24 protein-coding genes and 1 pseudogene are annotated in these 26,460 nt (G+C 48.8%); 10 read left to right on the top strand and 15 right to left on the bottom strand.

Features of this window, described 5'->3' with window-relative positions; translation table 11 throughout:
* Positions 1–226 precede the first annotated feature (226 nt).
* The gene (locus tag BN1360_RS24775; RefSeq protein ID WP_068782480.1) at positions 227–2,512 is read left to right on the top strand and encodes an ATP-dependent DNA helicase; all 2,286 of its coding nucleotides are present in this window, start codon (positions 227–229) and stop codon (positions 2,510–2,512) included.
* Between the two features lie 80 nt (positions 2,513–2,592).
* Here the strand turns inward: BN1360_RS24775 and BN1360_RS24770 are convergent, their stop codons facing one another.
* The 6 genes from BN1360_RS24770 to BN1360_RS24745 form a co-directional block, all read right to left on the bottom strand.
* Positions 2,593–3,315, bottom strand: a complete 723-nt coding sequence (locus tag BN1360_RS24770; RefSeq protein WP_068782479.1) for a glycerophosphodiester phosphodiesterase — start codon at positions 3,313–3,315, stop codon at positions 2,593–2,595.
* 3 nt (positions 3,316–3,318) lie between these two features.
* Positions 3,319–4,170 (bottom strand): HAD family hydrolase, encoded by an 852-nt coding sequence (locus tag BN1360_RS24765; protein WP_195714309.1) that lies wholly within the window; start codon positions 4,168–4,170, stop codon positions 3,319–3,321.
* 443 nt (positions 4,171–4,613) lie between these two features.
* Entirely contained in the window at positions 4,614–5,471 is an 858-nt protein-coding gene (locus tag BN1360_RS24760; protein WP_068782477.1) for a carbohydrate ABC transporter permease, read from the bottom strand.
* Positions 5,461–6,429 carry a carbohydrate ABC transporter permease gene (locus BN1360_RS24755; protein WP_068782572.1) on the bottom strand — a complete coding sequence of 323 codons (969 nt, stop codon included), beginning with the start codon at positions 6,427–6,429 and terminating at the stop codon, positions 5,461–5,463. Before BN1360_RS24755 ends, BN1360_RS24760 begins: the two co-directional genes overlap by 11 nt.
* Before the next feature lie 2 nt (positions 6,430–6,431).
* On the bottom strand, positions 6,432–7,778 hold the full coding sequence (locus BN1360_RS24750; RefSeq protein ID WP_068782476.1) for an ABC transporter substrate-binding protein: 1,347 nt from the start codon (positions 7,776–7,778) through the stop codon (positions 6,432–6,434).
* Positions 7,779–8,554: 776 nt separating this feature from the next.
* Positions 8,555–9,106: a glycerol-3-phosphate responsive antiterminator gene (locus tag BN1360_RS24745; RefSeq protein ID WP_068782475.1), complete on the bottom strand. Its 552-nt coding sequence runs from the start codon at positions 9,104–9,106 to the stop codon at positions 8,555–8,557.
* 152 nt (positions 9,107–9,258) lie between these two features.
* On the opposite strand from BN1360_RS24745, the gene BN1360_RS24740 reads away from it, so the two are divergent.
* The 3 genes from BN1360_RS24740 (at position 9,259) to BN1360_RS24730 (ending at position 11,154) form a co-directional block, all read left to right on the top strand.
* Positions 9,259–9,897, top strand: a complete 639-nt coding sequence (locus tag BN1360_RS24740) for a Vat family streptogramin A O-acetyltransferase (RefSeq protein ID WP_068782474.1) — start codon at positions 9,259–9,261, stop codon at positions 9,895–9,897.
* Positions 9,898–10,057: 160 nt separating this feature from the next.
* A complete protein-coding gene (locus BN1360_RS24735; protein WP_068782473.1) occupies positions 10,058–10,468 on the top strand; it encodes a CidA/LrgA family holin-like protein in 411 nt (136 codons plus the stop codon).
* Positions 10,468–11,154 carry an LrgB family protein gene (locus tag BN1360_RS24730; protein WP_068782472.1) on the top strand — a complete coding sequence of 229 codons (687 nt, stop codon included), beginning with the start codon at positions 10,468–10,470 and terminating at the stop codon, positions 11,152–11,154. The genes BN1360_RS24735 and BN1360_RS24730 overlap by 1 nt, the downstream gene beginning before the upstream one ends.
* A gap of 171 nt (positions 11,155–11,325) precedes the next feature.
* Here BN1360_RS24730 and BN1360_RS24725 read toward each other — a convergent pair whose 3' ends face one another.
* From BN1360_RS24725 to BN1360_RS24715, 3 genes are all read right to left on the bottom strand, one after another.
* Positions 11,326–11,685: an SIS domain-containing protein gene (locus BN1360_RS24725; RefSeq protein WP_229521103.1), complete on the bottom strand. Its 360-nt coding sequence runs from the start codon at positions 11,683–11,685 to the stop codon at positions 11,326–11,328.
* A gap of 51 nt (positions 11,686–11,736) precedes the next feature.
* Entirely contained in the window at positions 11,737–12,075 is a 339-nt protein-coding gene (locus BN1360_RS24720; RefSeq protein WP_068782471.1) for a hypothetical protein, read from the bottom strand.
* A 77-nt stretch (positions 12,076–12,152) separates the two neighbouring features.
* Positions 12,153–12,515: a winged helix-turn-helix transcriptional regulator gene (locus BN1360_RS24715; RefSeq protein WP_068782470.1), complete on the bottom strand. Its 363-nt coding sequence runs from the start codon at positions 12,513–12,515 to the stop codon at positions 12,153–12,155.
* Positions 12,516–12,660: 145 nt separating this feature from the next.
* On the opposite strand from BN1360_RS24715, the gene BN1360_RS24710 reads away from it, so the two are divergent.
* The 3 genes and pseudogenes from BN1360_RS24710 to BN1360_RS24700 form a co-directional block, all read left to right on the top strand.
* Complete coding sequence (locus BN1360_RS24710) at positions 12,661–13,617, top strand: NADP-dependent oxidoreductase (protein ID WP_068782571.1); 957 nt, start codon at positions 12,661–12,663, stop codon at positions 13,615–13,617.
* Between the two features lie 22 nt (positions 13,618–13,639).
* Positions 13,640–14,035 (top strand): hypothetical protein, encoded by a 396-nt coding sequence (locus tag BN1360_RS24705; protein WP_068782469.1) that lies wholly within the window; start codon positions 13,640–13,642, stop codon positions 14,033–14,035.
* Positions 14,036–14,094: 59 nt separating this feature from the next.
* Positions 14,095–14,423, top strand: a pseudogene (locus BN1360_RS24700) (LrgB family protein); the annotation flags it as partial.
* A gap of 55 nt (positions 14,424–14,478) precedes the next feature.
* Here the strand turns inward: BN1360_RS24700 and BN1360_RS24695 are convergent.
* The 6 genes from BN1360_RS24695 to BN1360_RS24670 form a co-directional block, all read right to left on the bottom strand.
* Positions 14,479–15,339 carry a MurR/RpiR family transcriptional regulator gene (locus BN1360_RS24695; protein WP_068782467.1) on the bottom strand — a complete coding sequence of 287 codons (861 nt, stop codon included), beginning with the start codon at positions 15,337–15,339 and terminating at the stop codon, positions 14,479–14,481.
* Between the two features lie 98 nt (positions 15,340–15,437).
* Positions 15,438–16,121, bottom strand: coding sequence for a hypothetical protein (locus BN1360_RS24690; RefSeq protein WP_082790200.1), 684 nt, complete (start codon positions 16,119–16,121; stop codon positions 15,438–15,440).
* Between the two features lie 269 nt (positions 16,122–16,390).
* Positions 16,391–18,535: a hydantoinase/oxoprolinase family protein gene (locus BN1360_RS24685; protein WP_068782466.1), complete on the bottom strand. Its 2,145-nt coding sequence runs from the start codon at positions 18,533–18,535 to the stop codon at positions 16,391–16,393.
* Between the two features lie 120 nt (positions 18,536–18,655).
* Positions 18,656–19,951: a citrate transporter gene (locus BN1360_RS24680; protein ID WP_082790199.1), complete on the bottom strand. Its 1,296-nt coding sequence runs from the start codon at positions 19,949–19,951 to the stop codon at positions 18,656–18,658.
* 413 nt (positions 19,952–20,364) lie between these two features.
* Complete coding sequence (locus BN1360_RS24675; RefSeq protein WP_068782465.1) at positions 20,365–21,714, bottom strand: FAD-dependent oxidoreductase; 1,350 nt, start codon at positions 21,712–21,714, stop codon at positions 20,365–20,367.
* A gap of 232 nt (positions 21,715–21,946) precedes the next feature.
* Positions 21,947–22,873 carry a copper amine oxidase N-terminal domain-containing protein gene (locus tag BN1360_RS24670; protein ID WP_068782464.1) on the bottom strand — a complete coding sequence of 309 codons (927 nt, stop codon included), beginning with the start codon at positions 22,871–22,873 and terminating at the stop codon, positions 21,947–21,949.
* A gap of 420 nt (positions 22,874–23,293) precedes the next feature.
* Between BN1360_RS24670 and BN1360_RS24665 the strand changes: the two genes are divergently transcribed.
* The 3 genes from BN1360_RS24665 to BN1360_RS24655 all read left to right on the top strand — a co-directional run bounded on the left by BN1360_RS24665 (position 23,294) and on the right by BN1360_RS24655 (position 26,201).
* Entirely contained in the window at positions 23,294–23,821 is a 528-nt protein-coding gene (locus BN1360_RS24665; RefSeq protein WP_068782463.1) for a GNAT family N-acetyltransferase, read from the top strand.
* 221 nt (positions 23,822–24,042) lie between these two features.
* Positions 24,043–25,056 (top strand): zinc-dependent alcohol dehydrogenase, encoded by a 1,014-nt coding sequence (locus BN1360_RS24660; protein WP_068782462.1) that lies wholly within the window; start codon positions 24,043–24,045, stop codon positions 25,054–25,056.
* Positions 25,057–25,094: 38 nt separating this feature from the next.
* Positions 25,095–26,201: a LacI family DNA-binding transcriptional regulator gene (locus tag BN1360_RS24655; RefSeq protein WP_068782461.1), complete on the top strand. Its 1,107-nt coding sequence runs from the start codon at positions 25,095–25,097 to the stop codon at positions 26,199–26,201.
* The last annotated feature ends 259 nt before the right edge of the window (positions 26,202–26,460 follow it).

The following is a 26,460-nucleotide window of genomic DNA, read 5'->3' as shown; positions in this document are numbered from 1 at the left end:
GCGAATAGATCCAAAAAAGTAATATACATCCAAATGAATAAAAATACAATAGTTTTTTTAAAGATACGCAATCCGGAAAGTCGGGAGTGTGGAGGAAAAAAGCTCGGGGCAATGGGAATTTACTATTTTATGTTATAATATAGAACAAATGTTCCATAACGGTGATTAGTCAAAGCGAACGGCCATTTTGAACAACCTTTAATAGAAGTCGGCGGGTGAAGCAATAATGAAGGATCAAGTAAAGATCGCTGTCAGGCCATTAGTTGAATATGCGTTCCGCAGCGGGGATCTAGACAGCGGGTTCAGAACAGGAACAGCCTTGACCGAGGGGACGAAGGCGCATCAGCAGGTACAGAAGAGCTACGGTGAGGCGGATCAGAAGGAAGTCTATCTGGCAGCCGAGATCCCCTTCGGGGATCTGCTGTTTGTCATAGAGGGAAGATGCGATGGGCTGCTGGTTATGGAGGACGGATCGGTGATGATCGATGAGATCAAATCGAGCTCCGGCGACATTCCGCAGGTGGTGGAGGAGAGCTATCCGGTTCATTGGGCACAGGCCAAATGCTACGCCTATATGTATGCGAGGGAGCACGAAGTCAAACGAATGAAGGTCCAACTGACCTATGTGCAGGTAATTACCGGAGAACAGCAACGGTTCCAGCAGGAGGCCGATTTGGCCGAGCTGGAGGCTTTTGTAAATGAGATCGTCGAGCAATATGCACCTTATGCACAAATGCTTCGAGATCATCAAATGGCAAGGGACAAGAGCATTAGCGAGCTGGATTTCCCGTTTGCGTCTTACCGGGACGGACAGCGCAAATTGGCAGGTGCGGTCTATAAAGTTATCAGCGAGGGAGTGCATTTATTTGCCAAGGCCCCAACGGGGATCGGCAAGACAATCTCGACGACTTTTCCGGCAGTGAAGGCGATGGGAGAGGGGCGTCTGGAGCGAATTTTCTATTTAACGGCCAAGACGATTACCCGTACAGCTGCGGAGGATACGTTCTCTTTGCTGCAAGTCAAAGGCTTGCATTTGCATGTAGTTACAATTACCGCCAAAGAGAAGATCTGTCCCCAGGATCAGGTGAGCTGTCGCAAGGAGGATTGCCCCTTCGCGGACGGATATTATGATCGAATTAACGGGGCTGTTCTTGATATATTGGCAAATGAGACGCTGATCGGTCGTAAGAAGATTGTAGAATATGCGTACAAGCACCGGGTGTGTCCGTTTGAGTTTTCGCTTGATCTTGCCTATGCGGCGGATGTAGTGATTTGCGATTATAACTATATTTTTGATCCGAGGGTATCTCTGAAAAGGATATTTGCAGAGTCGAAGAGCCGCACCGCGTTGTTGATCGATGAGGCTCATAACTTGGTGGATCGGGCCCGCGAGATGTATTCGGCGTCCCTGAATAAAGGGGATTTCCTGAGTTTACAGCGGGAGTATAAAGGTCTTAACGCGGAGGTGCATCAGGCAGCCAAGGCCGTGAATGGCTTCTTCATACAATTGCGTAAAGACGCTATGGACAGGAAGGAGCTGGTATCCCGGCAGGCTCCGGCGCAGCTGGTAGAATCGGTCGAGCATTTCATCCTTGCAGCGGAGCAGGAGCTAAGTTTGCGTCAGGATGGGGTACAGGGACAATTGCTGCTGCAGACCTATTTCGCGGCGCAGAGCTTCGTTAGGATCAGCAAGCTGTATGACGAGAGATTCGTGACCTATGCGGAAATTTCCTCAAGGGAAGTATCCATTAAGCTGTTCTGTCTTGATCCTTCTCATCTGCTGCGGGAGATGGGGAAGGGCTACTGCTCGCATATATATTTCTCAGCGACGTTAACACCGATGTCTTATTATCGGGATATGCTGGGGGCGAGGGAGCAGGACTATACCTTATCGCTCCCCTCCCCCTTCCATCGCGAACAGCTTGAGGTGCAGATTAAGCCGTTATCTACGCGTTACCATGACCGGGAGGGGACGAAGCTGCAGGTGGCAGAGCTGCTTAGACAGATGATGGAGGGGCATCGGGGCAATTATCTGTTCTTTTTCCCTTCTTATGCCTATATGAATCTTGTCTACGAAGCGTTTACGGAAGTCTTTGCGAATCAGGCAGAACTGCGCATACTGCTGCAGCGGGGGGATATGACAGAAGAAGAACGGGAGGGCTTCCTGGCAGCGTTCGAGGCTGATCATGAGGGAACCTTGGCTGGCTTTGCGGTAATGGGCGGCATTTTCTCCGAGGGAATTGATCTGGTGGGTGATCGTCTGACAGGCGTAGCAATCATCGGGGTAGGCTTGCCGCAGATCGGCCTGGAACGGAACATTATTCGCGATTACTTCCATGCAGGAGGCAAGAACGGGTTCGATTATGCCTATGTCTATCCCGGGATGAATAAGGTGCTTCAGGCCGGAGGCCGGCTTATTCGCACCGAGACGGATCATGGGAGACTGCTATTGATCGATGATCGCTATCTGCAGCCGCATTATGCAGGTCTATTGCCGGAGGAGTGGAGATAGAGGGAAGAAAACTGGCATTCTTGGAGTTGGATTGGTTGACCTGTCCAACTCCGAAAGAATGCCAGTTGTAGCTTAAATACTTAGGACAGCTGAGCTTGTCTTGCTGCTGTGACGGAGATCCAGCCCTCCAAATTGTTCGTGCAGACGAGCAGGTCAGGATACTCGGACCAGGCCCGGAGGGAGGCATCATCATCAGGAGTCCAGACCATCAGCCGGACGTCTTCTTCGCGGCAGCGTTCGATAAAGGATGGAGTAACGTAGACGTGCTTAACGGACAAATATGTGCCGCGAAGCTGTGCGAGATAAGGAAACAGGGAAGCCGAAGCTCCGTAAGAAATCAGGCCTATGGCGATCTTGGAGTCGAGCGCTCTTACCCGTTCGATGGCGTAATGATCGAAGGAGGAGAGAATTACCTGCTCCCTCATACCCAAGCGATGAATGGTCTCAAGCACGGTCTGCTCCAGGCCAGGCATGGCATCCCCCGTTTGCTTCAGCTCGATATCGACGGTCAGCCGATCCTTCAAGAGCAGCAGTGCTTGCTCCAGAGTCGGGATTCGCTCCCCGTCCCCCGCATCCAGCTGCATCAGTTGTTCCCATGTATGCGAGCGGACCAGGCCTTGCCCGCCCGTCGTTCTGTCCAGGGTTGCGTCATGGATGACCACAGGTACGCCATCGCTTGTTAATTGCACATCCAGTTCCAGATGATCGAAGCCTAATTCGAGGGCGGCCCGAAAGCCGCGCAGCGTATTTTCCGGATGCTTGAGTGGATAGCCGCGGTGGGCAATCCCGTGTATTTTAGACATTTCTCATACCTCCAGCTTTTCTATATAATTTTGAAAACGGCGATCTACGGCATCTATATAATGTTCCATTGCTTCCAGTACGCCCTCGCTATAGCTAGCCTCGCAGACATAGTCGGCGGCTTGCTTCAATTCAGCGGGACTATTCGCAACCGCCACGCCAATACCCGCGGCTTCCAGCATCGGCAGGTCATTGAGCTGGTTCCCGATCGCCATCACCTGTTCCAGAGGAATCTCCAGGCTGGCTGCGATCTGCTGAAGAGCCGTTCCTTTACTGACTTGGCCTGGAACCAATTCCAGATAATTGTCCTCCGATTGAAAAGCGGCGATAGAGGAGTGCAGCGCTGATGAACGATCTACGAATTCAGCGAACAAACGGCGGCTTTGCTCAACCGGGCCGAGTAAAATCGCCTTTTCAATCTCTGTGCCGCATTTCCGGATTTCATGCAGACGGAGAAGAGAACAAGGAACGCCTTCTTTTCGTTCATAAGCAGCGATATTTATATTTCTGGCCAAGGTCAACACCTCGTCCCCGCAAAAAAGCAGGATATCCAGCCCGGACAGCTTCGCTGCGCTTAGCAGATCATACAGGCTGGCCAGGGGAATCCCGCAGCGTTCAAGCAGCGTTCCATTCGCCCGGGCTACCACGGCACCGTTGCAGAGAATAACCGGCAGATCGAGTCCCAGCTGCTGGATAATCGGACGCGCTGTAATAAAAGGCCGTCCGGTTGCCAGTGTGAAGCAGCCTCCGCGGCTAATGTACTCACGAATGGCAGTTGCGGCAGAGCTTGGCAAGGTATGATCGGCGGAGAGCAATGTACCGTCCAAATCGCTAACGATGAGTCGAATTGGATTCACGAACAACATCCCTTCTGTAATAGGTCTTCCGCGTCAGTTAGAAGGTTGTCTCTATTCTCCACCGTAACTTGTGCGGTAAAAGAAATTCAAAAAGTTTCACTGTAGATAGAAAACCTCCGCCCGTGGCCCTTTCAGGGAATGAAGGGGCCGCGCTTCAAAGGCGGTTTCCGCTTCGCCTCCTCTAACGAAACAGGGTATCGTTATTTTGAGCCAAATAGGCTGTCAAAAATTTTAACGAAACAGGGTATCGTTATTGCAGCGAATTTGGGGTTTAACGGCTGTATTTCTCCCCAATAACGATATAGCGTTTCGTTAGATTTTTATTGCCGTTGTTTTTGAGGAAATAACGATCTGTAGTTTCGTTAGACGCAAACGTGTTGGAATTACGAGCTTGAACTACGTGTTGGCACTATGGAAATCTCCAACTCCCAGCACCTTCCATATTATTTAAAAGTCGAATGGGCCATAGCCGAGACGATATGCTTCTGCATGACCGTAAAGACGAGCACGATCGGGATGATCGCCATGACGCTGGCGGCCATAATGATGTGGAAGTACATCGCTTCGTCCCCGGCGATCGAGTCGCGCAGCATGGCGATGCCAACCGACAGCACGCGCATATTGTTCGTGTTGGTCATAATCAACGGCCAAAAGTAAGAGTTCCAGGACGAGATGAAGGTCAGCACCCCCAGCGTAACAACCGTCGGTTTAGCCATTGGCAGCAGGATGCGATAGAGTATCGTAAATCTGCCGGCGCCGTCGACGCGGGCGGCTTCCAGCACGTCGTTGTTCAGCGACTTGAATGCCTGGCGAAGCAGGAAGATTCCGTAGGCCGAGGCTCCGCTTGGGACAATGAGCGCCCAGAATGTATCGAGCCAGTGCACCTTCGACATCATCACATACACCGGTACGAAAGTAACCTGATCCGGCACGATCAGCGCGGCCAGGACGAGGAAGAACAGGATTTCCTTGCCCCAGAACCTTCCCTTGGCAAAAGCGAAGGCCGCCATCAGCGCAACATTCAGCTGGAGAATGACGATACCGGCCGACATGACCAGGGTGTTCATGAAGAAGCGGGCATAAGGGATGACCCGGAACGCTTCGGCATAATTGCTCCAATGGAACGACTTGGGCCATAACGTTGGCACGGCCAGCCGCATCTCCGCTTGAGTCTTGAAGGAGCTGATCAGAAGCCAATAAATCGGGAAAAAGATCAGAACAGTCACCGCAATGCCAAGCACTGTACGCAGGGTGAAACGCAGACGGTGCTGCTTCTCCCCGGCCATTCTGCTATCCCTCATAGTGCACCTGCTTTCTGCTGACGAGCCATTGGATAATCGTTAATACAAGGATGATGACGAATAGGATCATGACCAGGGCCGAGGCTCTGCCAGTCTTGAATTCCGTAAAGGCCATCGTGTAGATCCAGTAGACAATCGCATTCGTCGCTTGCAGCGGTCCGCCGTTGGTCATAATGTCGATGGATTGGAACACCTGCATGGACGAGATAAAGGTCGTAATGACAAGGAATAACGTCATTGGCGACAACAGCGGCAGCGTAATGTAGCGGAAGCGGCTCAGCCCGGAGGCGCCGTCGATGGCGGCGGCCTCATAATATTCATTTGGGATGCCGCGCATGCCGGAGATGAACAGCATCATGGCGAAGCCGACGCCTTTCCAGACCGAGACCGCGACCAGGGCAGGCAATGCCGTGGATGGGTTGGTCAGCCACTGAATCGGTTCAAGCCCCATGAGATCGGTAACACGATTAAGCAAACCGTATTGCCCGTTGTAAATCCAGGTAAATACCATCGCCGCGATAACCATGGAGATATAATGCGGCATGAAGATGATTCCGCGCATGACCGCATACATTTTGGAGCGGAATACGTTAAATAGCAGCGCCAGCATCAGGCCGATCGTCAGGGTCAATACGACATCAAGCAGCGTGTAATGCAAAGTGACCTTAAGCGACTGGTACAGATCCTCATTTTTGAATAGCTTGACATAGTTGTCCGTGCCGACGAATTTCTTCACCGGCTTGGTCATATTCCAGTTCGTGAAGCTGATATAGACCGAGTTCATCAGCGGGTAATACAAGAACACGCCAAGGAATATCAGCGCCGGGACGGCGAACATGAAGTCTTTGGCTTTCTCTATCCATTGAAGATACTTCTTGCTGCTGTAAGGAGAGACGTCCGCCTTGGCGGTCGTCTCCCTGATCAATGGAGCAGATTGCGATTGCGAATTGCTGTTCATCATCATTCATAATCCTCAAGAATTTCGTTCATTTTCTTGGCGGCCTCCGGCATCAGCTGTGCAGGGTCAGCCTGGTTCAGAACCATTTCGCCGATCACTTCTTTATACACGGAGCTGAACTCCGGATAAGCCGGGTGCTGCAGACGTGGAGTAACGTTATCGAAGTTGTCGAATACAGCCTTATATTGCGGCCAGCGCCCAAAATAGGCTTTGCCTTCCTCTGTCTCCAGCGCTGATTTGCGAGTTGGCAGGTAGCCTACCGATTCCGCCCAACCGATGTTGTTCTCAGCTGCGGTCATGAATTGCACGAACTTCCAAGCGGCTTCTTTCTCCAGATCGCTAGCTCCGTCCATGATCACGATTCCGGCGCCGCCGATGTTGGAGGTGCGAGTCTTGTCTCCTGGCAGGAAGGATACGCCAACCTCGAAGCTGGCATTTTCACGGTAAGTCTTCAGCATCGCTGAAGTATGCTCAACCATTGCGATTTGGCCACCGAGGAACATCTGACGCATATTGTCCGAAGCGCCTTTTCCGTAGCCCATCTGCATCGATCCTTCCTGGATCCATTTCTGAAAATTCTGCACGTAGCGCAGCGATTCCGGGGTATCAACGGCCGCTTTGCCTTCTTCATTCAGAATCTGCCCGCCGCCATTGATCAACCAGGGATCATAATACCAAGTGTCCCAGCCAGGAACAGCGAAGGCATAACGGGTCGTCTTGCCGTCCTTGCGCTCGGTTACTTTCTCATTAAAAGCTTCGATCTCATCCCAGGTTTGCGGCGGTTGTACGCCAAGCTCGTCAAGCAAGGTTTTGTTGTATACGAACACGCTCGTGCTGACGATCAGCGGGAAGCCAAACTGCTTGCCATTGTAGGCGTAAGCCTGCAGCATACCTTTGGCAAAATCGTTGGTATCTATTGCATCGCGCTGGATATAAGGCGTAAGATCGGCGAACACGCCGCTATCCGCGAAATTCGGCAGGGAAGCGACTTCGACATTTGTTACGGCAGGAACATCGCCTGCGGCAACGGCTGCTTGAAGTTTTTTATGAAGATCGTCATAGCCGCCTTGAAATACCGGTTCTACCGTAATATGCGGATATTTGGCCTGGAAAGCCTCGATCATTTTGTTCAAGCCTTCGATCTGAGCATCGCCATGAGCGTGCCAGTATTGGATCTTAACAGGCGTGGTATCGTCTTTGAGACCGGAGTCAGCTACCGCTGCGGAAGAGTTATTTCCTTGACCAGCCGCATCAGCGCTGCCAGCCGTATTTGTATTACCGCCGCATGCCGCCAGTGTCAAGGTGAGGATGAGGGCGAGCACCGGGTTTAACCATTTCAAGGTTTTCATGGATATGAAAACTCCTTTCCTTATAACGGGATAAGTGATTTTTTTAATGCAAGTTTAAAATGAGAGTTCAAAAAGTCCGGTTTTCAGCACCGAAGCTTATGCTTCCGATGTGCGTTTTTTCAAAACGCTTCAGTTGGATGAAGCTAGGGTCTGAGGAGCGGAGCTACACGTTTTCGTAGAAAACGACATCGGAAGCATTTGCTTGTAGTTTGTACGTGAGCACCGGAAGGCCCGGGTGAATTCAAGATTCGATGCTAATCCACTTCTTGGGCCACTTCGTGTTAGATATAGAATTTATAAGTTATCAGCTACGCTGATGAAATTCTATATCGCAAGAAAACCTACCTTTGAATCGCGGTCGCGCATCCTTGAACTGACCTCGATCAGGTTTTCTTATCAAAAGCGGAATTTTTGAACAACTACGAAAAAGAGACGATTGAAAAAACAGCCAAAAGCGCATACCACCTCCTGTGAATTAGGATTACATGTCATGTGCCCTTGGGTTATCTCATCGTCTCCACCCAAAAGAAAATATATGAAATTGAATTGCTGAACCTCTAACGAAACTCTATATCGTTATTTCCGTAAAGACGAAGACATTTCGAATCTAACGAAACGTCATATCGCTATTTTGGCCGAATATCGCTGTTTTGTCCCGGATTGGCACAAATAACGATACCCTGTTTCGTTACAATTTTTATCGGCCCATTTGCATGCAAATAACGATCCACAGTTTCGTTAAAAAGTGAGAAAGTGGTTATTTCATGATCGCCCGCTTACCAGAAGCGCTGGTCGCCGATCGATACATAGTCTGCGCCGCTTCTGAGCGCGATTTGGATCTCTTCCTCGTGACGGATTAGTCCGCCTACGATCAGGGGCCGCTGAATCCGCGCTTTGAGCTCACCGATGATTCTCGGCATCAAGCCCGGCATCAGCTCAACTTCATTCGGCTGCGCGCTGGTAATCACCTTAATCGCTGTCTCTACCGCAGCGGTATCGATGGCGAAGATGCGTTGAATCGAAGAGATGCCGGCATTTCGGGCCGCAGTAATCGCGTTGCTCTTCGTCGATACAATACCGTCGATATGGAAGGTATCTGCTAAATATTGAATGGCGGAATGATCGCGGCCGATGCCGCCAACCATCTCCACATGTACGTATACCTGCTTGCCTGCCAGATGCAGCTTGTCCATCATATCGCCCATCTGTAGAATATCGCCGGTCATTAAGATGACACGCTCCACCTGGCTGGTCAGAGCGGCATGGATCTGTTCCGGCTTGGTGATGGAGGCGATGACAGGGAGGCGGGATTCGTCCAATTGCTTCATGATGATGATCCTCTCTCTCCGGTTGACATGCTTCTATTCTAAATGATGAATGTTAGCTCGGGATCAATGCGGTGTTAACGGGATGTAATGCTCATTGAAAAGAAATCTGATTCCTGCTATGTTTGATCCAAAAAGAGAGTGAGGCGTACACTATGAAATTACATGGACCGAATCCGAATGCGCTTTATCCTAATGAACAAATCAAAAGTATCTGTTATATCAAAAATGCAATTACCAGAGACAATATTATAGTAGGTGATTATACGTATTATGATGATATCCATGGGGCGGAGAAGTTTGAGGAGCATGTGACACATCACTATGAATTTATTGGAGACAAGCTGATCATAGGGAAGTTCTGTGCGATTGCCAAAGGGATTGAATTTGTGATGAATGGTGCCAACCATCGGATGAGTTCGGTGACGACCTATCCTTTCAATATTATGGCTCATGGTTGGGAGCAAGCAGTTCCGGATTTAAAAGATCTTCCTATAAAAGGGGATACCGTGATCGGTAACGATGTGTGGATTGGACAGAATGTTACGGTTATGCCTGGGGTGCATATTGGTAATGGAGCAGTCATTGCTGCTAATTCTACGGTAGTGAAGGATATCCCGGCATATAGTATAGCTGGGGGAAATCCTTGTAAAGTGATTAGACAACGTTTTGATGATGAGATGATTGAATATCTCGAAGCACTGAAGTGGTGGGATTGGGATGCGGAGAAAATCTTTAATAATCTTGAAGTGTTATGCAGCAGTGACTTAACTAGAATTAAAGAGATTAAATAAAACTAATATGATTTTTTCATATAAGATTCGGAATATCATTAACACTTTCAAGAAAACTCTGATACCCTTAATAAGGTAGCCCAATTAAAATGAGTTTTAGTCGGAGTTACAACCACCTGTTATGGCAGGTGGTCGTTTAATTTGAAGGGATCTTTGCATCATGAAAATCATTCGTATTATTATCCAAGTGTTGCTGCTATATTTGTTCTACATCGTTGGGGAATATCTACAAAAGAAATTGCATCTTCCTGTGTCCGGAAGTATCGTAGGCTTACTGTTACTCTTTGTTCTATTGCTTTTCAAGGTTATCCCCTTGAAGTGGATAGAAGATGGTGCCACCACGATATTAGCTTATCTTCCGTTATTTTTTATTCCAGCGACGGCTGGGATTGTGAACCATATGGATATTTTTAGTGGGAGAGGTTTACTGTTAATCCTGATCCTTATCGTTAGCAGTGTGCTCACGATTGCTGCAGCTGCACATTCTAGTCACTGGCTTTCTAGCCTTAACAGCAAGAGGAAAGCGGGCTGGAGTGGCGAGAGATTAAGCGAAAAGGGGAAGGAAATATAATGTTTTTTATCGCGACAGGTATTGTTCTACTGAATGTAGCTATTTATTTAATGATGTCGTGGGTGTATAGACGATTTCGCAATCCTGTACTTATTCCCGCGCTTACAGCGACAGTTATTGTTGTAGGGATACTCATCTATTTTCATATTCCGTATGACACCTATATGATAGGTGGTCAGTGGATCAACAAGCTGCTCGGTCCTGCTGTAGTGTCTCTTGCTTACCCTCTGTATAAACAACGTAAGGTCCTCGCCCAGAATCTCCCGGCGATCTTGGGGGGAACGGTGGTGGGACTGCTTGTAGGGATGTTTAGCGGACTCCTTCTAGCGGCAGGATTAGGATTCTCGAAACTATATATTTTATCTATACTGCCTAAATCGATCACTACACCAGTGGCTATCCAGATTTCAGGCAGCTTGGGAGGGGACTCTTCTTTAACCTCCGTATTTGTTATGATAGCCGGATTTACGGGGGCGATTGGCGGACCTTTGATCATAAAGCTGTTTCGAATTGAAAGCGAGGTTGGAATCGGGATTGGCTTAGGAACTGCCTCTCATGCGCTGGGAACTGCAAAAGCATTGGAATATGGCGAACGATCCGTCTCCATGAGCTCGGTAGCGATGACGGTTTGTGCGATTGTAGGTTCATGCGTTGGCCCGTTTGTAGTGTGGATGGTTTATCCATAAGCCGCTTAATGGACTGATGATTGGCAAGAAGGACTGCCCTTTGGGGTGGCCTTTTTTTGTGCGGCTGCAATCTACGGGCAAAGAGAGAAGGGGAGGCTATCCAATTCCCCGCTTGCCATAAAAAAGCGCCCCTTCTGTGTTGGAAAGGACGCCTCTTGAACCCATGGAGCATCATAAATAATAGTTAGTCATCGCTTGATCGCTAGCCAGAACGGTCTCACTGTCGAGCTTCTTCTTGAGGTAAGTCTTGTCCGACGAGATGAAGATGCTCATGATCAGATCGACGACAAACAGGAACGTGATGTGATTGGACATCAGCGCGCTGTTATTAACCGATATCTTATCCGGTACGATGATGTTCACGTCCGAATTCTCTGTAATTGGTGACGAATCATAACAGGTGATCGCCATCGTCTTGACCTGATGGACCTGCGCAATCGCGACGGTCTCCACGATTTCCTTCGTTGAACCGGAGCGAGAGAATGCCACAAAGGCATCTTCTTTACCGGATTGGGCGGCGGCGATCTTCATGGCACGGCTGTCGTTGAACAGCCATAATGCCGATAATGGACAAGCGATTCTTCAAGGTCCCCATACGTTTAGCGGTCCGCGGTAGATAGCAAGCGGCGACAGAAACGTGAAGAACAGGATAAACAACAGTGGTGTATTCGGCAATACCGTCTCGATCAGCGGCGAGATGACCGCCGATACTTGCGGAGACATAACGGAGCTGAGCAGGATGCCGGTACCAATCATGAGTCCCATCGCGCCAGCAACGTCCTGAATTCCTTCCACTAATGCACTGGAGAGGATATGAACTGGACGCTTCGGCCAGGTGAGCAGGATCGTAACGATCGCGCCGGCGAAGGCTTTTACAAATATCCAAATCCAGCTTACGCAGATACCCATTTTTAAAAGCATAGAAAAGCAAACGGAGGCTCCTCGTTTTGGGGACCTCCGTTTTGCTAATCTCATGGGATAATTCCCATCCATGAATCTTACTTATTGTTTTTCTTCTGCTCTAGAATTTCTCTGTGCTTTGCTCCCCAATTCCCCATACTTGTAAGGATCGGAAGGAATTCTTGTCCTTCTTTTGTTAATGAATATTCAACTTTAGGCGGGACTTCTTTATAGACTTCTCTATGAACTAGTCCGTCCTCTTCCATTTCCCTGAGTTGTCTGGTTAGAATTCCTTTGGATACACCAGGCAAGAGCTTTTGAAGCTCGTTGAAACGTCTGGTTTCCTGACTTAAATGCCACATAATGACTAATTTCCATCTTCCTGCGATTAATTGCTGTGTATACGAGACAGAGCACTTATTTTCAGGTAGGTTTGAATTTATTTTTTTATTTAGACTCATGAAACATCCCTTCCTTATACAATAGTCTCTTTTTTGTGACTAGGTTATAAAAATGTTACTACTTTTATAAACGATCCCTTTACTATAGTATATGACTAGGCCTTAAAAAACCAGCTGGTACATCGATATAGGGAGTTGAAATATGATGTCTTCACCAGTAATGAACGCCATTAGAGTACATCAATATGGAGATACTGATGTTCTGAAACATGAACGTATCGAGCTCCCTGAACCAAAAGACAATGAGATTCTGATCAAAGTCCGATACACAACGGTAACCCCATTTGATTGGAAAATGCGTAAAGGGTTCTTGCATAGTGTGTTTCCTAAAACCTTCCCTTATATTCCTGGAGGCTCCATTTCGGGAGTCGTTGAAAAAGTGGGACAAAAGGTAACGAATTTTAAAGTAGGTCAAGCTGTTTTCGGTTCTTCGACGCATGGTGGTTACGCGGAATATACGCTCTCCACTGAAAAACATATATTACCTATGCCAAACGGATTGACTTATGAGAGTGCTGCTACGATAACAGCAGGTGCCGCTCCTGCATGGAAGGCGATATTTAGTGAAGGAAACTTACAACCGAATCAAAATGTTCTGATTCATGCTGCTGCTGGAGGCGTAGGACAATTTGCTATTCAGCTCGCCAAATGGCGCGGGGCAAAGGTGGTGGGTACCGCTTCAACCAATAACGTTGAATTCGTAAAATCATTAGGTGCAGATGAAGTCATTGATTATCAAAAAACCGCCCTTGAGGATATTATAGATCCATTTGACTTAGTCGTTGATACTGTGGGTGGACATACGTTGGAGCAATCTTGGAATATCGTGAGAAAAGGTGGAACATTAGTTAGCCTTACGCAGCCTCTTTCTTCAGAAAAGGCCAAAGAATACGGCATTCAAGTCCATTTTAATACGAAACAAGTCACAATGAACAATTTAAGGACCATCGCCCAACTACTTGCGGACGGTAACATTTCATCGGAAATTGAACGTATTTACCCTTTAGGTGAAGTGAAAAAAGCACATGAAAAAAGTCAAACAGGGCACGCTAGAGGAAGAATTTTGTTGGAAATTCATTCAAATGAAGATATAGAACACTAAAAATGTTGGGAGAAGATGAACGATGAACGCACAAGAATTAAGAACTAAAATTGCTGAAACATGTGATCAATATGATAGTCAATATGCTAAACTAGTAAAACCCATTAACCAATTGTTAATGAACGTAGAGGCTTCGATTAGTGAAGAAACAGCAAATAAAATTCTAGAAAATTTAAAATTATATCACTCAGGCGATAAATATATTACGGAATGCCACTTTGACGAAAGTGAAAACTTCCTAAAAGATGGAATCGAGCTGATTCAAAAAGGCGATTTGGCAAATGGAGCATTACAGATTTACGGTGCCGGACTGAACTTTGCGAGCTATGCTTCAAAAATTCATGGCCAAAAAAATGTGAATCCGTACAAAGATTTCGAAAAAAACTTCGGTTTAATCATGAAATCATTAAGAGATTAACATGTGAGATATATGAAAAGCCGCCCGTTTTGAAGTGCTTCCATCATAGTAGACTATATATTCTATCTATACTACCTAAATTTATCACTACACCCGTAGCCATTCAGATTTCAAGCAGCTTAGGTGGGGACTCTTCCTTAACCTCTGTATTTGTCATGATTGCCGGATTTACGGGCGCGATTGGCGGGCCTTTGATCATCAGCTATTTCGAATTCAAAGTGAAGTTGGAATCGGAATTGGTCTAGGGACTGCTTCTCATGCGTTAGGAACTGCAAAAGCATTGGAATATGGTGAACGATCCGTCTCCATGAGCTCGGTGGCGATGACGGTTTGTGCGATTGTCGGTTCATGCATCGGTCCGTTAGTCGTTTCGATGATGTATCCATAAAGAAGCGCCCTTTCCGCAATGGAAAGGGCGCTCTTCATGGAACCCATATTTAGCTTCATAAATAATAGTTGGTCATCGCTTGATCGCTGGCCAGAACGGCCTCGCTGTCGAGCTTCTTCTTGAGGTAAGCCTTGTCCGATGAGATGAAGATGCTCATGATCAGATCGACGACGAACAGGAATGTGATGTGATTGGACATCAGCGCACTGTTATTCACCGATATTTTATCCGGTACGATGATATTTACATCCGAATTCTCTGTAATGGGTGACGAATCATAACAGGTGATCGCAATCGTCTTGACCTGATGGACCTGCGCAATCGCGACGGTCTCCACGATCTCCTTGGTTGAACCGGAGCGAGAGAAGGCGACAACCGCGTCTTCCTTGCCGCATTGGGCGGCGGCGATCTTCATGGCACGGCTGTCGTTGACCGCTTCAGCCATAATGCCGATAATGGACAAGCGATTCTTCAAGGCGATGGCCGCCAGATAAGAATCGAACATACCGATAATGAATATGCGCCGGGCTCCCTTAAGTATGTCGACCACCCGGGTAAGCTGCTCCTCCGTAACCAGCGCGGAGGTGTTCACGATCAGTTCATTATAATCGAGCGCAAGCGCGTCGATGGGATTGATCTCCCGTCTCTCTTTCTTCTTGGCCTGCATATCCCGGTAGAAGGCGTCCTGGGCGAAAGCGATCTTAAAATCGTTGAAGCCCTTGAATCCGACCTTTTTACAGAAGCGGTTGATACTTGTCTCCGATACGCCGATTTCATTAGCAATGGCCGTGATCGTGTTGCGCGTAATAAAGTCCGGATTGTGTATAACAAAATTGGCGATTTGATTTTCACCGTAGGTTAATTTTTGCGTCTGGGATACGATCTTGGCGATGACGGCCGGAACCTGTGAAGACATGATACCTCCTCCTGATCTAACGCTGGAAATGACTACTCCGGCGTGTCTGGCAATAGCTTTTCCCATTATATCATACTGAGTGAGGTATTGAGAGTGCGTTATATCCATAATTTACAAGTCGATATTTGCCGCATAAAATCCTCAGCCGAGAGCTGCTTCTCTTCGATCAAATAAGCATAGTCCAGCAAGTTAGGCAGGCAGGGGAGTGCCAGCAGCTCTTTGCAAAAGGCATGGGCGGCGATTTCACTGCACTGCACTACGCTGGATCGCCTCGTCCAAGGCCCTAGCTTAAAGCTCTCGATCGATGCTAAACGCTCATTTGTAAAAGCTTGCTCCCGGTACTCCAGCCAATGATAGAATTCATGAGCCAGATGAATATCGACCAGCAGGTCGAAGTCTGTATCCGTGCCGTTGGACCGTTCACCAAGGATTTCTTGGCAGACCGTCTGCATTCCCTTGAGCGAGGAGGCATACAAAATGATTTCCGGCGGTGTCTTGGAGAAATCGATCTGTGCCCGGAAGGCGACGTTATGGAATTTCCCTGACGCTTCCGTAATCTCGTAGCGAAGTCCGGCTTCCCTGCACATAGCGCGAATATCGTGGCTAGTGTAGGCCGCTGCCGCCAAACGTCCGGCTTGCAGCGATTCATGGACGTAATAGGGAATTTTCTCCGCGGGTATTTTATGAAACAGCGGGTCCTGCCGCAGCTCCATACAGCCCAGGACTTCATCGGACAGCATGCCACCGGACATCAGATCAGGGATAAGAGCTTGCACCGGCATTTTTCATCGTCCTCCTCGCAATTTCTGCTCAATTAATCTCTAGCATGAATCTTTAGCATTATTCTCTAACGAAACGTGATATCGCTATTTTCGTCTCAAAAGTCTGCTACAAATTGTAGCGAAACAGGGAAGCCTTATTAAGCCGGATGAGTGGCTTTAAGCTGTTTTTTATCGCAAATAACGATCCACAGTTTCATTAGATTTGATAACTAGTTGTTTTTAGGGGAATAACGCTCTGCAGCTTCGTTAGAAATACAAGGCGGTTTCCGCTACTGATAAGCGATAACCAGCATTTCATCCTGGGCTTTAAGCATCTCGGTCTCAATCTCAAGAATGGACAGAAGCTGTTCTTTCGTCTGCATACCGGTCAAATCAAGCATTTTCTCTTTATAAAAGACGAACACCTTCGGGATCGTGGCATTGGCATCGGAATAAATGGTGTTATCGTCCAGGAAGGAGCTTAACGCCTCTGATGCGGCTTTGCTTAGCTTCGTATAATGCACATTGCTCTTCTTGAAGCGGACGACGCCTTCGCGGTCAAGAACGCTGACCGAGCTGGATTTCTTTTTTAACAGGCCGAAAAAGGATTTCTTCACATTCTCGCTGACGAACAGGTTCCAGCGTCCGGTCTGAGCGACAAGCTCCGTTGATTCCAGCGGCTGATCGATCGAGCTGGCGGCGATGGCCTTCATCTCTTCCACGGACATGGCCTCTTGGCCCAGATCCTTGGAGCGCAGCTCGGTGGAGCCGGTTGCCATAGCGCGGAGAATGTTCTTCTGGCTGTCGATCTCGATGCTGACTTCGACGGTCTCCTCGGAAGCGCCAGACTGCACGATACGCTCGATGATATCAGCTCTGATGCGCTTAATATCTTCCTCAGTCGGATTAACGACCGTTCGCTCCAGCTGCTCCTTCACCATGGCTAACGCTACCCCGATCGTGGAGACGTAAGGAGCGTTGTTGGCGATTTGCGATTTGAAGCCCTCGCGGTCTGCCATTGCCGGGATGAGCACCGCGCCGCTGCCGCCGCCGCCTACCAATGTAACGAAGCTGCGGTCCAGCTCATAGTCCGCGATCATCTCGTTGACGGTCTTCATCGTCTTATCGATAGCGATATTCATGACTTGTCTGGCGGTTTCCTCTATGCTTAGTCCAACATGATCGGCCAGCGCCTTCCAGGCTTTTAAGGCTGCTTCTGTATTTCCCCGGGCATAATCCCCTTCAGGAATGTAGTTCAGAATATTGGCTGCCCCAGCGAGGGTGTAGGAATATTCCTTGCCTCCGGCGCATTCACAGATCACGTATTCAGCAGGGTCGCCCTCGCGCGGGTTGATGAATTTTACCTTCGGATCGACGATATTCTCGGTCGATGCGAAGGCTTCATATTCTTTACCGGCGATATGCGCGCTGCGCGGCCCGACATCCGTGATCTTGCCGCCTGCTACCTTGATCATACTGCCGCCGGCGATGCCAAGCGTACGCACATCCAGGGATTGCAGGTAAGTACGGTGGCCGCCAACCTCGGCATTCTTGATCATGACTTTCCCGTTCTTGATGACGGAGATATCGACACTCGTTCCGCCGACCTCAAAGAAAATGCCATCGGAGATCTTCTCGTACATCAGCGCCCCGGCGACCCCGGCAGCAAGGCCGGACAGCATCGTCAGGATCGGCCGTTTGCGTACTTCGTCAATGCTCATGACGCCGCCATCGCAGCGCATTATCATGAGTTGGGACTGAATGCTGGCGTCCTTAACGGACTTCTCGGTCATATTGGCGGTCTCCATCATTTTCGGGATGAGGGAGGCGTTGACGACCGCCGTGCGCGTCCGCGTCTTCAGCCCGTAGAGCTGGCTGATCTCGTGCCCGCCCGTGGCGTACAAGCCTTTGCGATTCGCCAGCTCCACCACGCGCAGCTCGTTAGTGGGATCATCTACGCTGTAGGCCTCAGAGGCGACAATCACCTCGGCACCCTGGGCCGCCAATTCGTCGATGGCCCCGTTGATCTGCTCATCTGTCATGTTCTTGGAGTCCAGATACGTATGGAAAGTATGCAGGAACTTGCCCGGAGCCAGCTCGATATCGCCCGGATTGGATTCGGAGCGGGCGCTGAGCCCATCGATGCCCGAGCCCATACCGATGATGCCGACGCGGGCTACGTCTCCTTCGAGCAGAGCGTTCGTGGCCTGCGTTGTCCCGTGGGCGATAAAGGTTACGTCTTCAGGCTGAATGCCCCGGCTGCTTAGAATCCGCTCCAGAATTTGCACAATCCCTTTGGCCACACCGTCCGGGTCATGGTGGGTGGTCGGGATTTTCATTTTCTCGATGACTTCAAATGTTTCATTATCGATCAGTGCCGCATCGGTAAACGTACCGCCGACGTCAATGCCGACCCTTACTTTCGTTCTCCCCATAATGTCCTCCTCCAGTTGACGGGTCAAGGACCTTCTGCTCGAGCTTTAATAGAAACTCTACGCAAGGCCCTTACCCGGTTTTATCTATAAAGGTAATTCAAAAAGTCCACTATTTAAGGTTTAAAATACCATAAACGATCCGATGATAACGGCGATTAGAACGGACGCCATCGTCCATGGCAGTGTCTTCTTCAGAATCTCGTTGATGTCGCTCTTCGTAAAGTCGGCTACCCATACGTTATGGGAGTTCGTAGGGTCGGAGACGGATTGCACGTTGCTGACTGCACGCAGGGCGAGCATGGCAGCGACCGGCGTCATGCCGGCGGATACGAACAGGGCGGCGATCCCGCTGCCAAGACCCCAGACGTTTAGCGGTCCGCGGTAGATGGCCAGCGGCGACAGAATCGTGAAGAACAGGATGAACATCAATGGGCTGTTTGGCAGCACGGACTCAATCAGCGGCGAGATGACCGCCGATACTTGCGGCGACATTACGGAGCTGAGCAGGATGCCGATGCCAATCATAAGTCCCATCGCGCCAGCAACATCCTGAATTCCTTCTACAAGTGCGCTGGAGAGGATATGGATCGGACGCTTCGGCCAGGTAAGCAGAATTGTGACAAGTGCGCCAGCAATAACGGCTGGGACGATATCGATCTTGAAGATAAATACAAGCAATACCGGTACGAGCGGGCTAATCAGGGCAATGGCAGGCACTTTCTTGTCGCCGCCGCCAGGGGTTGCTGCTGGCATCGCCCAGGCTTTGCGGCCTTTGCCGTCTTTGCGGATATAGAAGACGATCATGGCCAAAGCAATAAGGATCAGCGGGGAAGCTACAACCAATGTGTAGTCGGCGATCTGCTCAACCGAAAGACCAAGCACATCGACATATACCGCCCAGTTGGATACGTTGAACAGGGAGCCCACGCCAACAGCCAGCAGAACTACGATCGAAGCGACGAATTGGGAGATGCCCGCCGTCAGCATAATCGGGATAACGATGGTGCCAACGAGGATGACCATGCCCAGTCCTCCAGCTGCGGAAAAAATAATGGATGCGGTGATGAAAAATAGAATAGCTATAAGTATAGGCTTATCTCCGGCCAATTCGGCCGCCTTGCGAATAATGGATTTAGTAATACCGACTTTGTTCAGAATCTGGCCGAACCAGGCACCAAAGATCAGACCGGCGATAGCACCGGATAGCTTCATGGAGCCTCCGGCCAGAATGGTCTTGGCGATGCTTGTCGCCTCGGGGTCATTGGATAATAGCGGCACGCCCGCGATGATGGCGAACAGAATCGCCATTAAGGGCAGGGCCAGAATGGTCGGCAGCTTGCGTGTCATCATCAGCCCGACAAACACCAGAAATACGAGCAAAATACCGATGGCTTGCAACCACATTGTCGTTGTCATCTGATTTTATTTCCCCTCTCCAAATGGGTGATTGAACAAGTTGAACCAATGACTATTCGGATGAAGACAACCGGCTGAAATGTTCCTACGATCGCTGTTGCTCACGAATTTCTATGATTGAGTAGAATCCAACAAGCTAGAAATCCGTTCACAAAGGCGACCACTACGTTTCTTCAGAATCATTTCAGCCTTTTGCCAAGACCGTTCTATTTCCTTAGTTCAACTTGTTATTTTAATACGTGTTCAAAAAGGCCGGTTTTCAGCACCGAGAAGGTTGGATAAGCTAGGGTCTGAGGAGCGGAGCGTACGTAGTTTGTACGTGAGCACCGGAGGACCCGGCTGAATTCAAGATTCGATGCCGAATAGCTTCTTGATTGACTTCGTGATCAAAAGCGGATTTTTGAACAACCTCTTTATACTTCAAGGTAAGCGCCTTGCTCTTTAAGAAGTGATTGAACATGCTTGATGTCTATATCTTGAACGTTCTTGTGTTCGAGCGCCGCAAGAGCTGCGGCTACGCCGCCGCCATGACCGATCGCGCCTGTTGTTGGCGTGGTTCGCATCGCTGCCTGGGCTTCGAAGGAGGCCGAGATGCAGCGGCCGATCACGATCAGGTTAGGTATGGAAGCGGTGATCATGCAGGAATACGGAATGCTGTATACGCCGCCCCATTCCAGCTTCTCATGCTTGGTGCCTTCGCCGTCCGGGCTGTGGATGTCGATCGGATAGCCCGAGTGAGCGATCGTATCTTCGAACAGGCGCTGCTGCAAAATATCTTCAGCCGTCAGCGTGTAGATGCCTTTAATTTGGCGCGAACCGCGCACGCCGATGCTTGGTCCGGTGGACTCGACAACTGCATTTTCAAAGCCGGGAATGTATTTGCGAACAAACAGCTCCAGCTCCCGGCACTGCTTGCGGCCTTCCATTTCCGCTTGACTGAGACTGTGCGCGTCTGTAGCATCATAACCGATAATCCGCGTTGTATTGAGGATGACCTCGCCCGGGTTATTCGTCTCGAAGAACAGAATATTTTCACGCGGAATGGAGATTTCACCGAGCTCCTTGGCTTTCCTGAACAGGCTGTCGAAGCCGCCGACCGATAGGCGAGGGGCCTTCTCGATAATGGAGGTGTCCCCGTTGTATAGCGGGAAATCCTCGGGATGAGCGTGAATATATTCCTTGACCCTTGGGATATCCACGTTGTACATTTTCATTTTGAGGGTCATCGGCTGGGTCGCTCCGTCAGATTTGCGTCCTTTGGTGTACTCGACTCCTGCCAGGGCCGAGAGGTCACCGTCACCGGTAGCATCGATGAAGACGGAGGCATGAATGTCGCTAAGCCCGGATTTGTTGCAGACTTGGATGCCTGTAATGCGGCCTGCTTCCGTGTAAACGCCTGCCAGCATCGTGTGGTACAAAATTTCTCCGCCGGCTTCCGTTACCATCAGCTCCAGCTCATGCTTCATTGCTTCGGCATCAAATGGGGTAACCGAGTATGTAAATCCGACGGTGTCGAAAATATGCCCCGGAGATTTGCCCAACTGCTTCAGCCGCTCGATCAATTCCCCGGTGAAGCCTTGAATGACCTGCTTATCACCGGCATGGAAGGTCATCATCGGCCCGACACCGTTGGCGGTTAGAGTGCCGCCGAGGAAACCGTGGGACTCAATAATCAGCGTCTTCGCCCCGGTTCTGGATGCTGCAATGGCAGCCATAGCCCCGGAGATGCCTCCGCCCATTACAACTACGTCGTATTGCTTCATAGGTTCTTCGCTCCTTTTCTCGCAAGTGAATAGCTTGTGTTGCTATTAGGCTAACAAAATAATTTTAATTTGTAAACGCTTTTAGAAAATAATTTTCTAAATATCCGGAAATGTTGAAAATTGTTTGCTGAATTTTGGAGATTTAATGTTGAAGAGGATTTTTGAGGAAATAGGGTGAAAAAAAGAAGACTTCCGGGAGGAAGTCTTCTGAGTAGAGTAGGGGCCATTCTATTTATTGAATCGCATCCAAAGCAGCCTCGACTTGAGCTTCGATCGATGCCTTCACATACTGCATGCTTACAGAATACCCATCTTCGGTTCCTTGCAATAAAAGAGTGATCAGCGTGTCGCCTTTTTTCCATTCGCTCATATAGTAGCCCCCGTCAAGCAGAGGGATCTGTTCTAACGTATCCTCGTAAGCGCCAACGACATCTGTGATAGGTTGCCCATAGCTTTTAACTAAACTATCAAACGCTCCATCATAGAAGCCAACTAGCCCCACTTCATTAAGACCGGAAATGACAGGGCTAAAGACCACTTTGGCTAATTTATTCTTATAAAAAACGTATAGCTCTTCAGGGTCTTCCATGGAATCCTGGTACAACAGCAAATAAATATCGCCTTGTCCACCTTCATCAAGAAGGGTTGAATATCCGGCCGCTGATTTAACTTGTTCCGGAGTTATTCCCCATACCGGAAGATTCGCGGTTGCCGGCTTCTCCCCGATCCAGGCGACCCCCTCGGAAGCATCCAATCCGATTGGCTTCCCAGTTAACTGCTTTACAGCTGACAAAGGGATATAGGTGGTTCCGCTCAATGTTTTGGCAGCTGCAGCCAGGTTGACATTGGAGCCGTTAATTTTCGCCTTTTTGCTGCCTAGATTTACGGTGATGTAGGAGCCTGCTGAATTTTTGGCAGTGATGGCCTTTGTCTTTTTATCGACGGTGGTGACATACTTCAGATCAGCCAGCACCGCTTTCATCGGAATGAGTGTAACATTCTTCTCTACAACGACCGGAGTTTTCGCTGATGAAACCGTGCCATCCACATAGAGGGTATAAGATACGGCTGCGGCGGCGGAAGTAGGAGCAGTGAATGAGAACAGACCGAGCAGGACGACCAGGCATCCCATAAGAGTGAAGTAAGTAAACTTTTTCATAATGTCTCCTTTTTAAAGTTTGTTCAAAAGGCCCGCTTTGACTTCATATCACATTTCGGTGCTGGAAAATGGTCTTTTAAACACTTTTATGTATTGTAATATGGAAAATCCTGAGATTCTATTAATATAGCATATGGATTCAATATTGGTGAGGAATATATTCCCTGGGAGATAAAAAATATAATTAAATAATGATGCTACTTGTTGACATCCATATGCAGAATGAGGATTATTGCATTAGAAGGTAAATTAGCAAAGGAGGTGAAAGGGTAATTCCAATTCGTATTCATAGGACCTTTATACTTACGGGTTCCCGTCCTGCATTTTGCTTGAATGCTGCATCATAAAGTCGTGGAGGGCTAGACCTGCTTATTAATATCGATTGAAATGATTCATTCACGCAGAACGGGAGGATTCACAATGATAACCTATCAAGTGATGACGGAAGAGCAAGTAGGAAAACTAAGTGAAATTGATCGTTCCGAGCATATTGATCTGATCTACGAGATGCAGAACGGTGAGATGATAGAATTGCAGGCCGGCCATGAATGCCCGAGCTGGGACGAAGATTTGCTGCATGAGATGGAGGGAAGATATCTGCTGGAATTGCGCAATGGGGGAATGGCGATCGGCGCGTTCGATGCAGATACATTAGTTGGATTTGGTGTATTGGCACATCAATGGCGAGGCGAACACCAGGATCGACTTCAGGTAGATCTCATGTATGTATCCCGGAACTATCGCAGACGGGGCATCGGGACGAAGATCATGCAGACGCTGGCAGCAGAAGCGAAGCAAAGAGGCGCGAAGTACCTCTACATTTCGTCTACAGAGACGCGTTCAGCGGTGTTTTTTTATAAGAGCAATGGCAGCCAATTGACGGAGGATGTAGATCCCGAGCTGTTCAAAAAGGAGCCGAAGGATATTCATATGGTGGTTGAACTGTAGGTGTTGGGTTTAATATAGAAATTTATAGCAAAAATGCTGGCAAATTTGCCGGCATTTTTGTTTTGTATGGTGCATGCTTTTGCGATGGCTAAAACTTGAAAGGCCAAAATAATTATGCTATGTTAAATGTGTAACGATTCACACGCCTAATCCTTTGCTTTCTTTACGTTATTTTACTTTTAGCGACCAAAGTCAAATGAACCGTTTGAGGAATTCGCTGCATGGGGGAGAAAAACATTTTGAACAGCTACGAGAACCTGAGTGTTAAATTTGTAGCTAAAGCCAAAGCTGCTTTAGTGAAGGAAACGTGGCACGCACGCGTGCTAGGGGATCATGAAGTATTCGGTAAAACAGTCGTTTCGTTAATTTCCTCCGGCTCTGAGCGCGGTGGTTATATGGATTATTTCGGCGGCAACCGGTACCCGATGGAGACCGGCTACGCGGTGGTAATGGAAGTGCTGGAAACGGGCGGGAAGGTGGAATCCGTCAAGCCGGGAGAGCTGATCTTTGCCAGTGCCCCGCACAGCTTGTACAACATCGTCGGCGATGACGAAATCGTTCCAGTACTGGATGGGATGCCGCCTGAAGAGGCGGTGTTATGCCGGTTTCCGGCTGTATCCATGACCACCATGCTTAAAACGCAGATCCGTCCCGTCGAACCGGTGCTGGTGACAGGGCTCGGCATTGTCGGCCTGATGTGCGCCCAGATGATGAAGCACTGCGGGTATGACGTCTATGCGGTAGACCATAATGAGCGGCGACGGGCAATCGCTCGGGAATGCGGGCTGATTCAAGTGTACTCAGCGGTGGGAGAATGTTCTGCTGCCGGAAGGTTTGGACTGGCCATTGAATGCTCCGGCGCCGAGCAGGCCGCGCTGGATGCTCTGGACGCCCTTCGTAAGGGCGGAGAGTTGTCTTTGGTCGGCGTTCCCTGGTACCGGGGAACGGATACGTGGGCGCATGACGTTTTTCGTAAAGTGTTTTATGGCTTCATTACACTGACCTCTGGCTGGGAGTGGAGCATCCCTCGTCATTCGACCGAATTTATACCGGGCAGCAACTACGGAAACTTTGCGGTTGGCATGGAATGGATTCGCAGCGGCGACATCAAGGTTAACGGCATCTATGAACTTGTTACCCCTGAGGAGTGCGATCGGGTATATCAGGCAATCGTGAACAAAACGGCATCCAGGACTTGCACTATTTTTGATTGGAGAACTTTATCCGCTTTGTAAAGGGCGGCAATATTATTTCTATAGCGGGAGTTGTTAGAATGGCAACGATTAAGGATGTAGCGGAACGCGCAGGACTTTCCACGACGCTGGTCTCGCGTTATCTGAACGGCCGGAAGGGGGTCAGTCCGGATTCCAGAGAGAGGATTCAGTTGGCGATTAAGGAACTGAATTACCGGCCCAACGGGATTGCACGTTCGCTGGTCCTGCAGAAGACGCAAAGCATTGGCATCGTGCTGGACAATTTGTGCGCGCCGTTTGCCGCCCGGCTGATTTCCGGGCTGGAACAGGGAGCTGAGGACTTTGACAAGGAAAACAAATACAATGTGCTGTTTTGCTCATCAAACGGCGATTTGCAGAAGAAAAAACGCCACATCAGCTATTTGACGCAGGGGCGCGTGGATGGCATTATCATTTACGGAAGCTTGACCTCGGATGATACGATTATCCGCGAGCTGGCCGATTCTACCTTTCCATTTCTGCTGATCGAGAATACGGTGGACGACGTGAACGTTGACAAGGTCACGATCGACAACGCGGAAGGAGCCTATCGGGCTACGGAGCATTTGATCAAGCTTGGCCATAAGCGCATCGCCCATATGGCCGGCAATATGAACCTGAAAATTACGCTGGAGCGGATGAACGGCTATATCCGGGCTTTGCAGGATTACAAGATTCCGGTACAGAGCGATTTAATTCTGTATCCAGCCTTCCCGGAGGGAGAACACCACCCTGCGCAGGATTCCGATCTGCGGGGCGACCGCACTTACTACGACGCGGGGTATTTGGAAATGAAAAAAATGATCATGGGCGGTAATCTGCCCGATGCGATTTTTTTTGCCAGCGATATTTCTGCCTTCGGCGCTATTCAGGCCATGGAGGAGTCCGGAATCCGCGTGCCTGAAGATATTTCGATCATCGGCTTCGATGATGAAAATCCGGCGGATTATGGCTGTTCGTGCCAGCCGATCAGCACGATGCGCCAGCCTCTGTATGATTTGGGATATATCGGTATCAAACAGCTTCTGGCCAGCATCAACGCCCCCGATCTGCCCAAGGAAAAGATCGTGCTGAATGCCAAGTTGATCGTCAGAGAGAGCTGCATGCCTAAAAGCGATATGGAAGCGGAAGTCAATATCGAAGATTGAAGCCAACTGATATGCTGAAATGAAATTTAATATGTAACGTTATACAGTTGTTTTCAACCCAGTCTGAAGGGGGTTTTGATTAAAAAACCTCTTTCAGACTTTTTTTGTTTCTGCAAAATATGTAATTAATTCTTTGTTTTACATGGGTTTATTTGGTTGATTTGAATTTATTATTTTTAAATTTCCTTATTGACGGCTAATGATCCCATTGTTATATTTAATGTGTATCGATACACATTATTCTTTGCAGTTATATTTG

Source organism: Paenibacillus sp. GM2 (assembly GCF_900069005.2).
Lineage (GTDB): Bacteria > Bacillota > Bacilli > Paenibacillales > Paenibacillaceae > Fontibacillus.
Note: the sequence above shows the minus strand (reverse complement) of the source record. Positions and strands in the feature narration are given on the sequence as shown.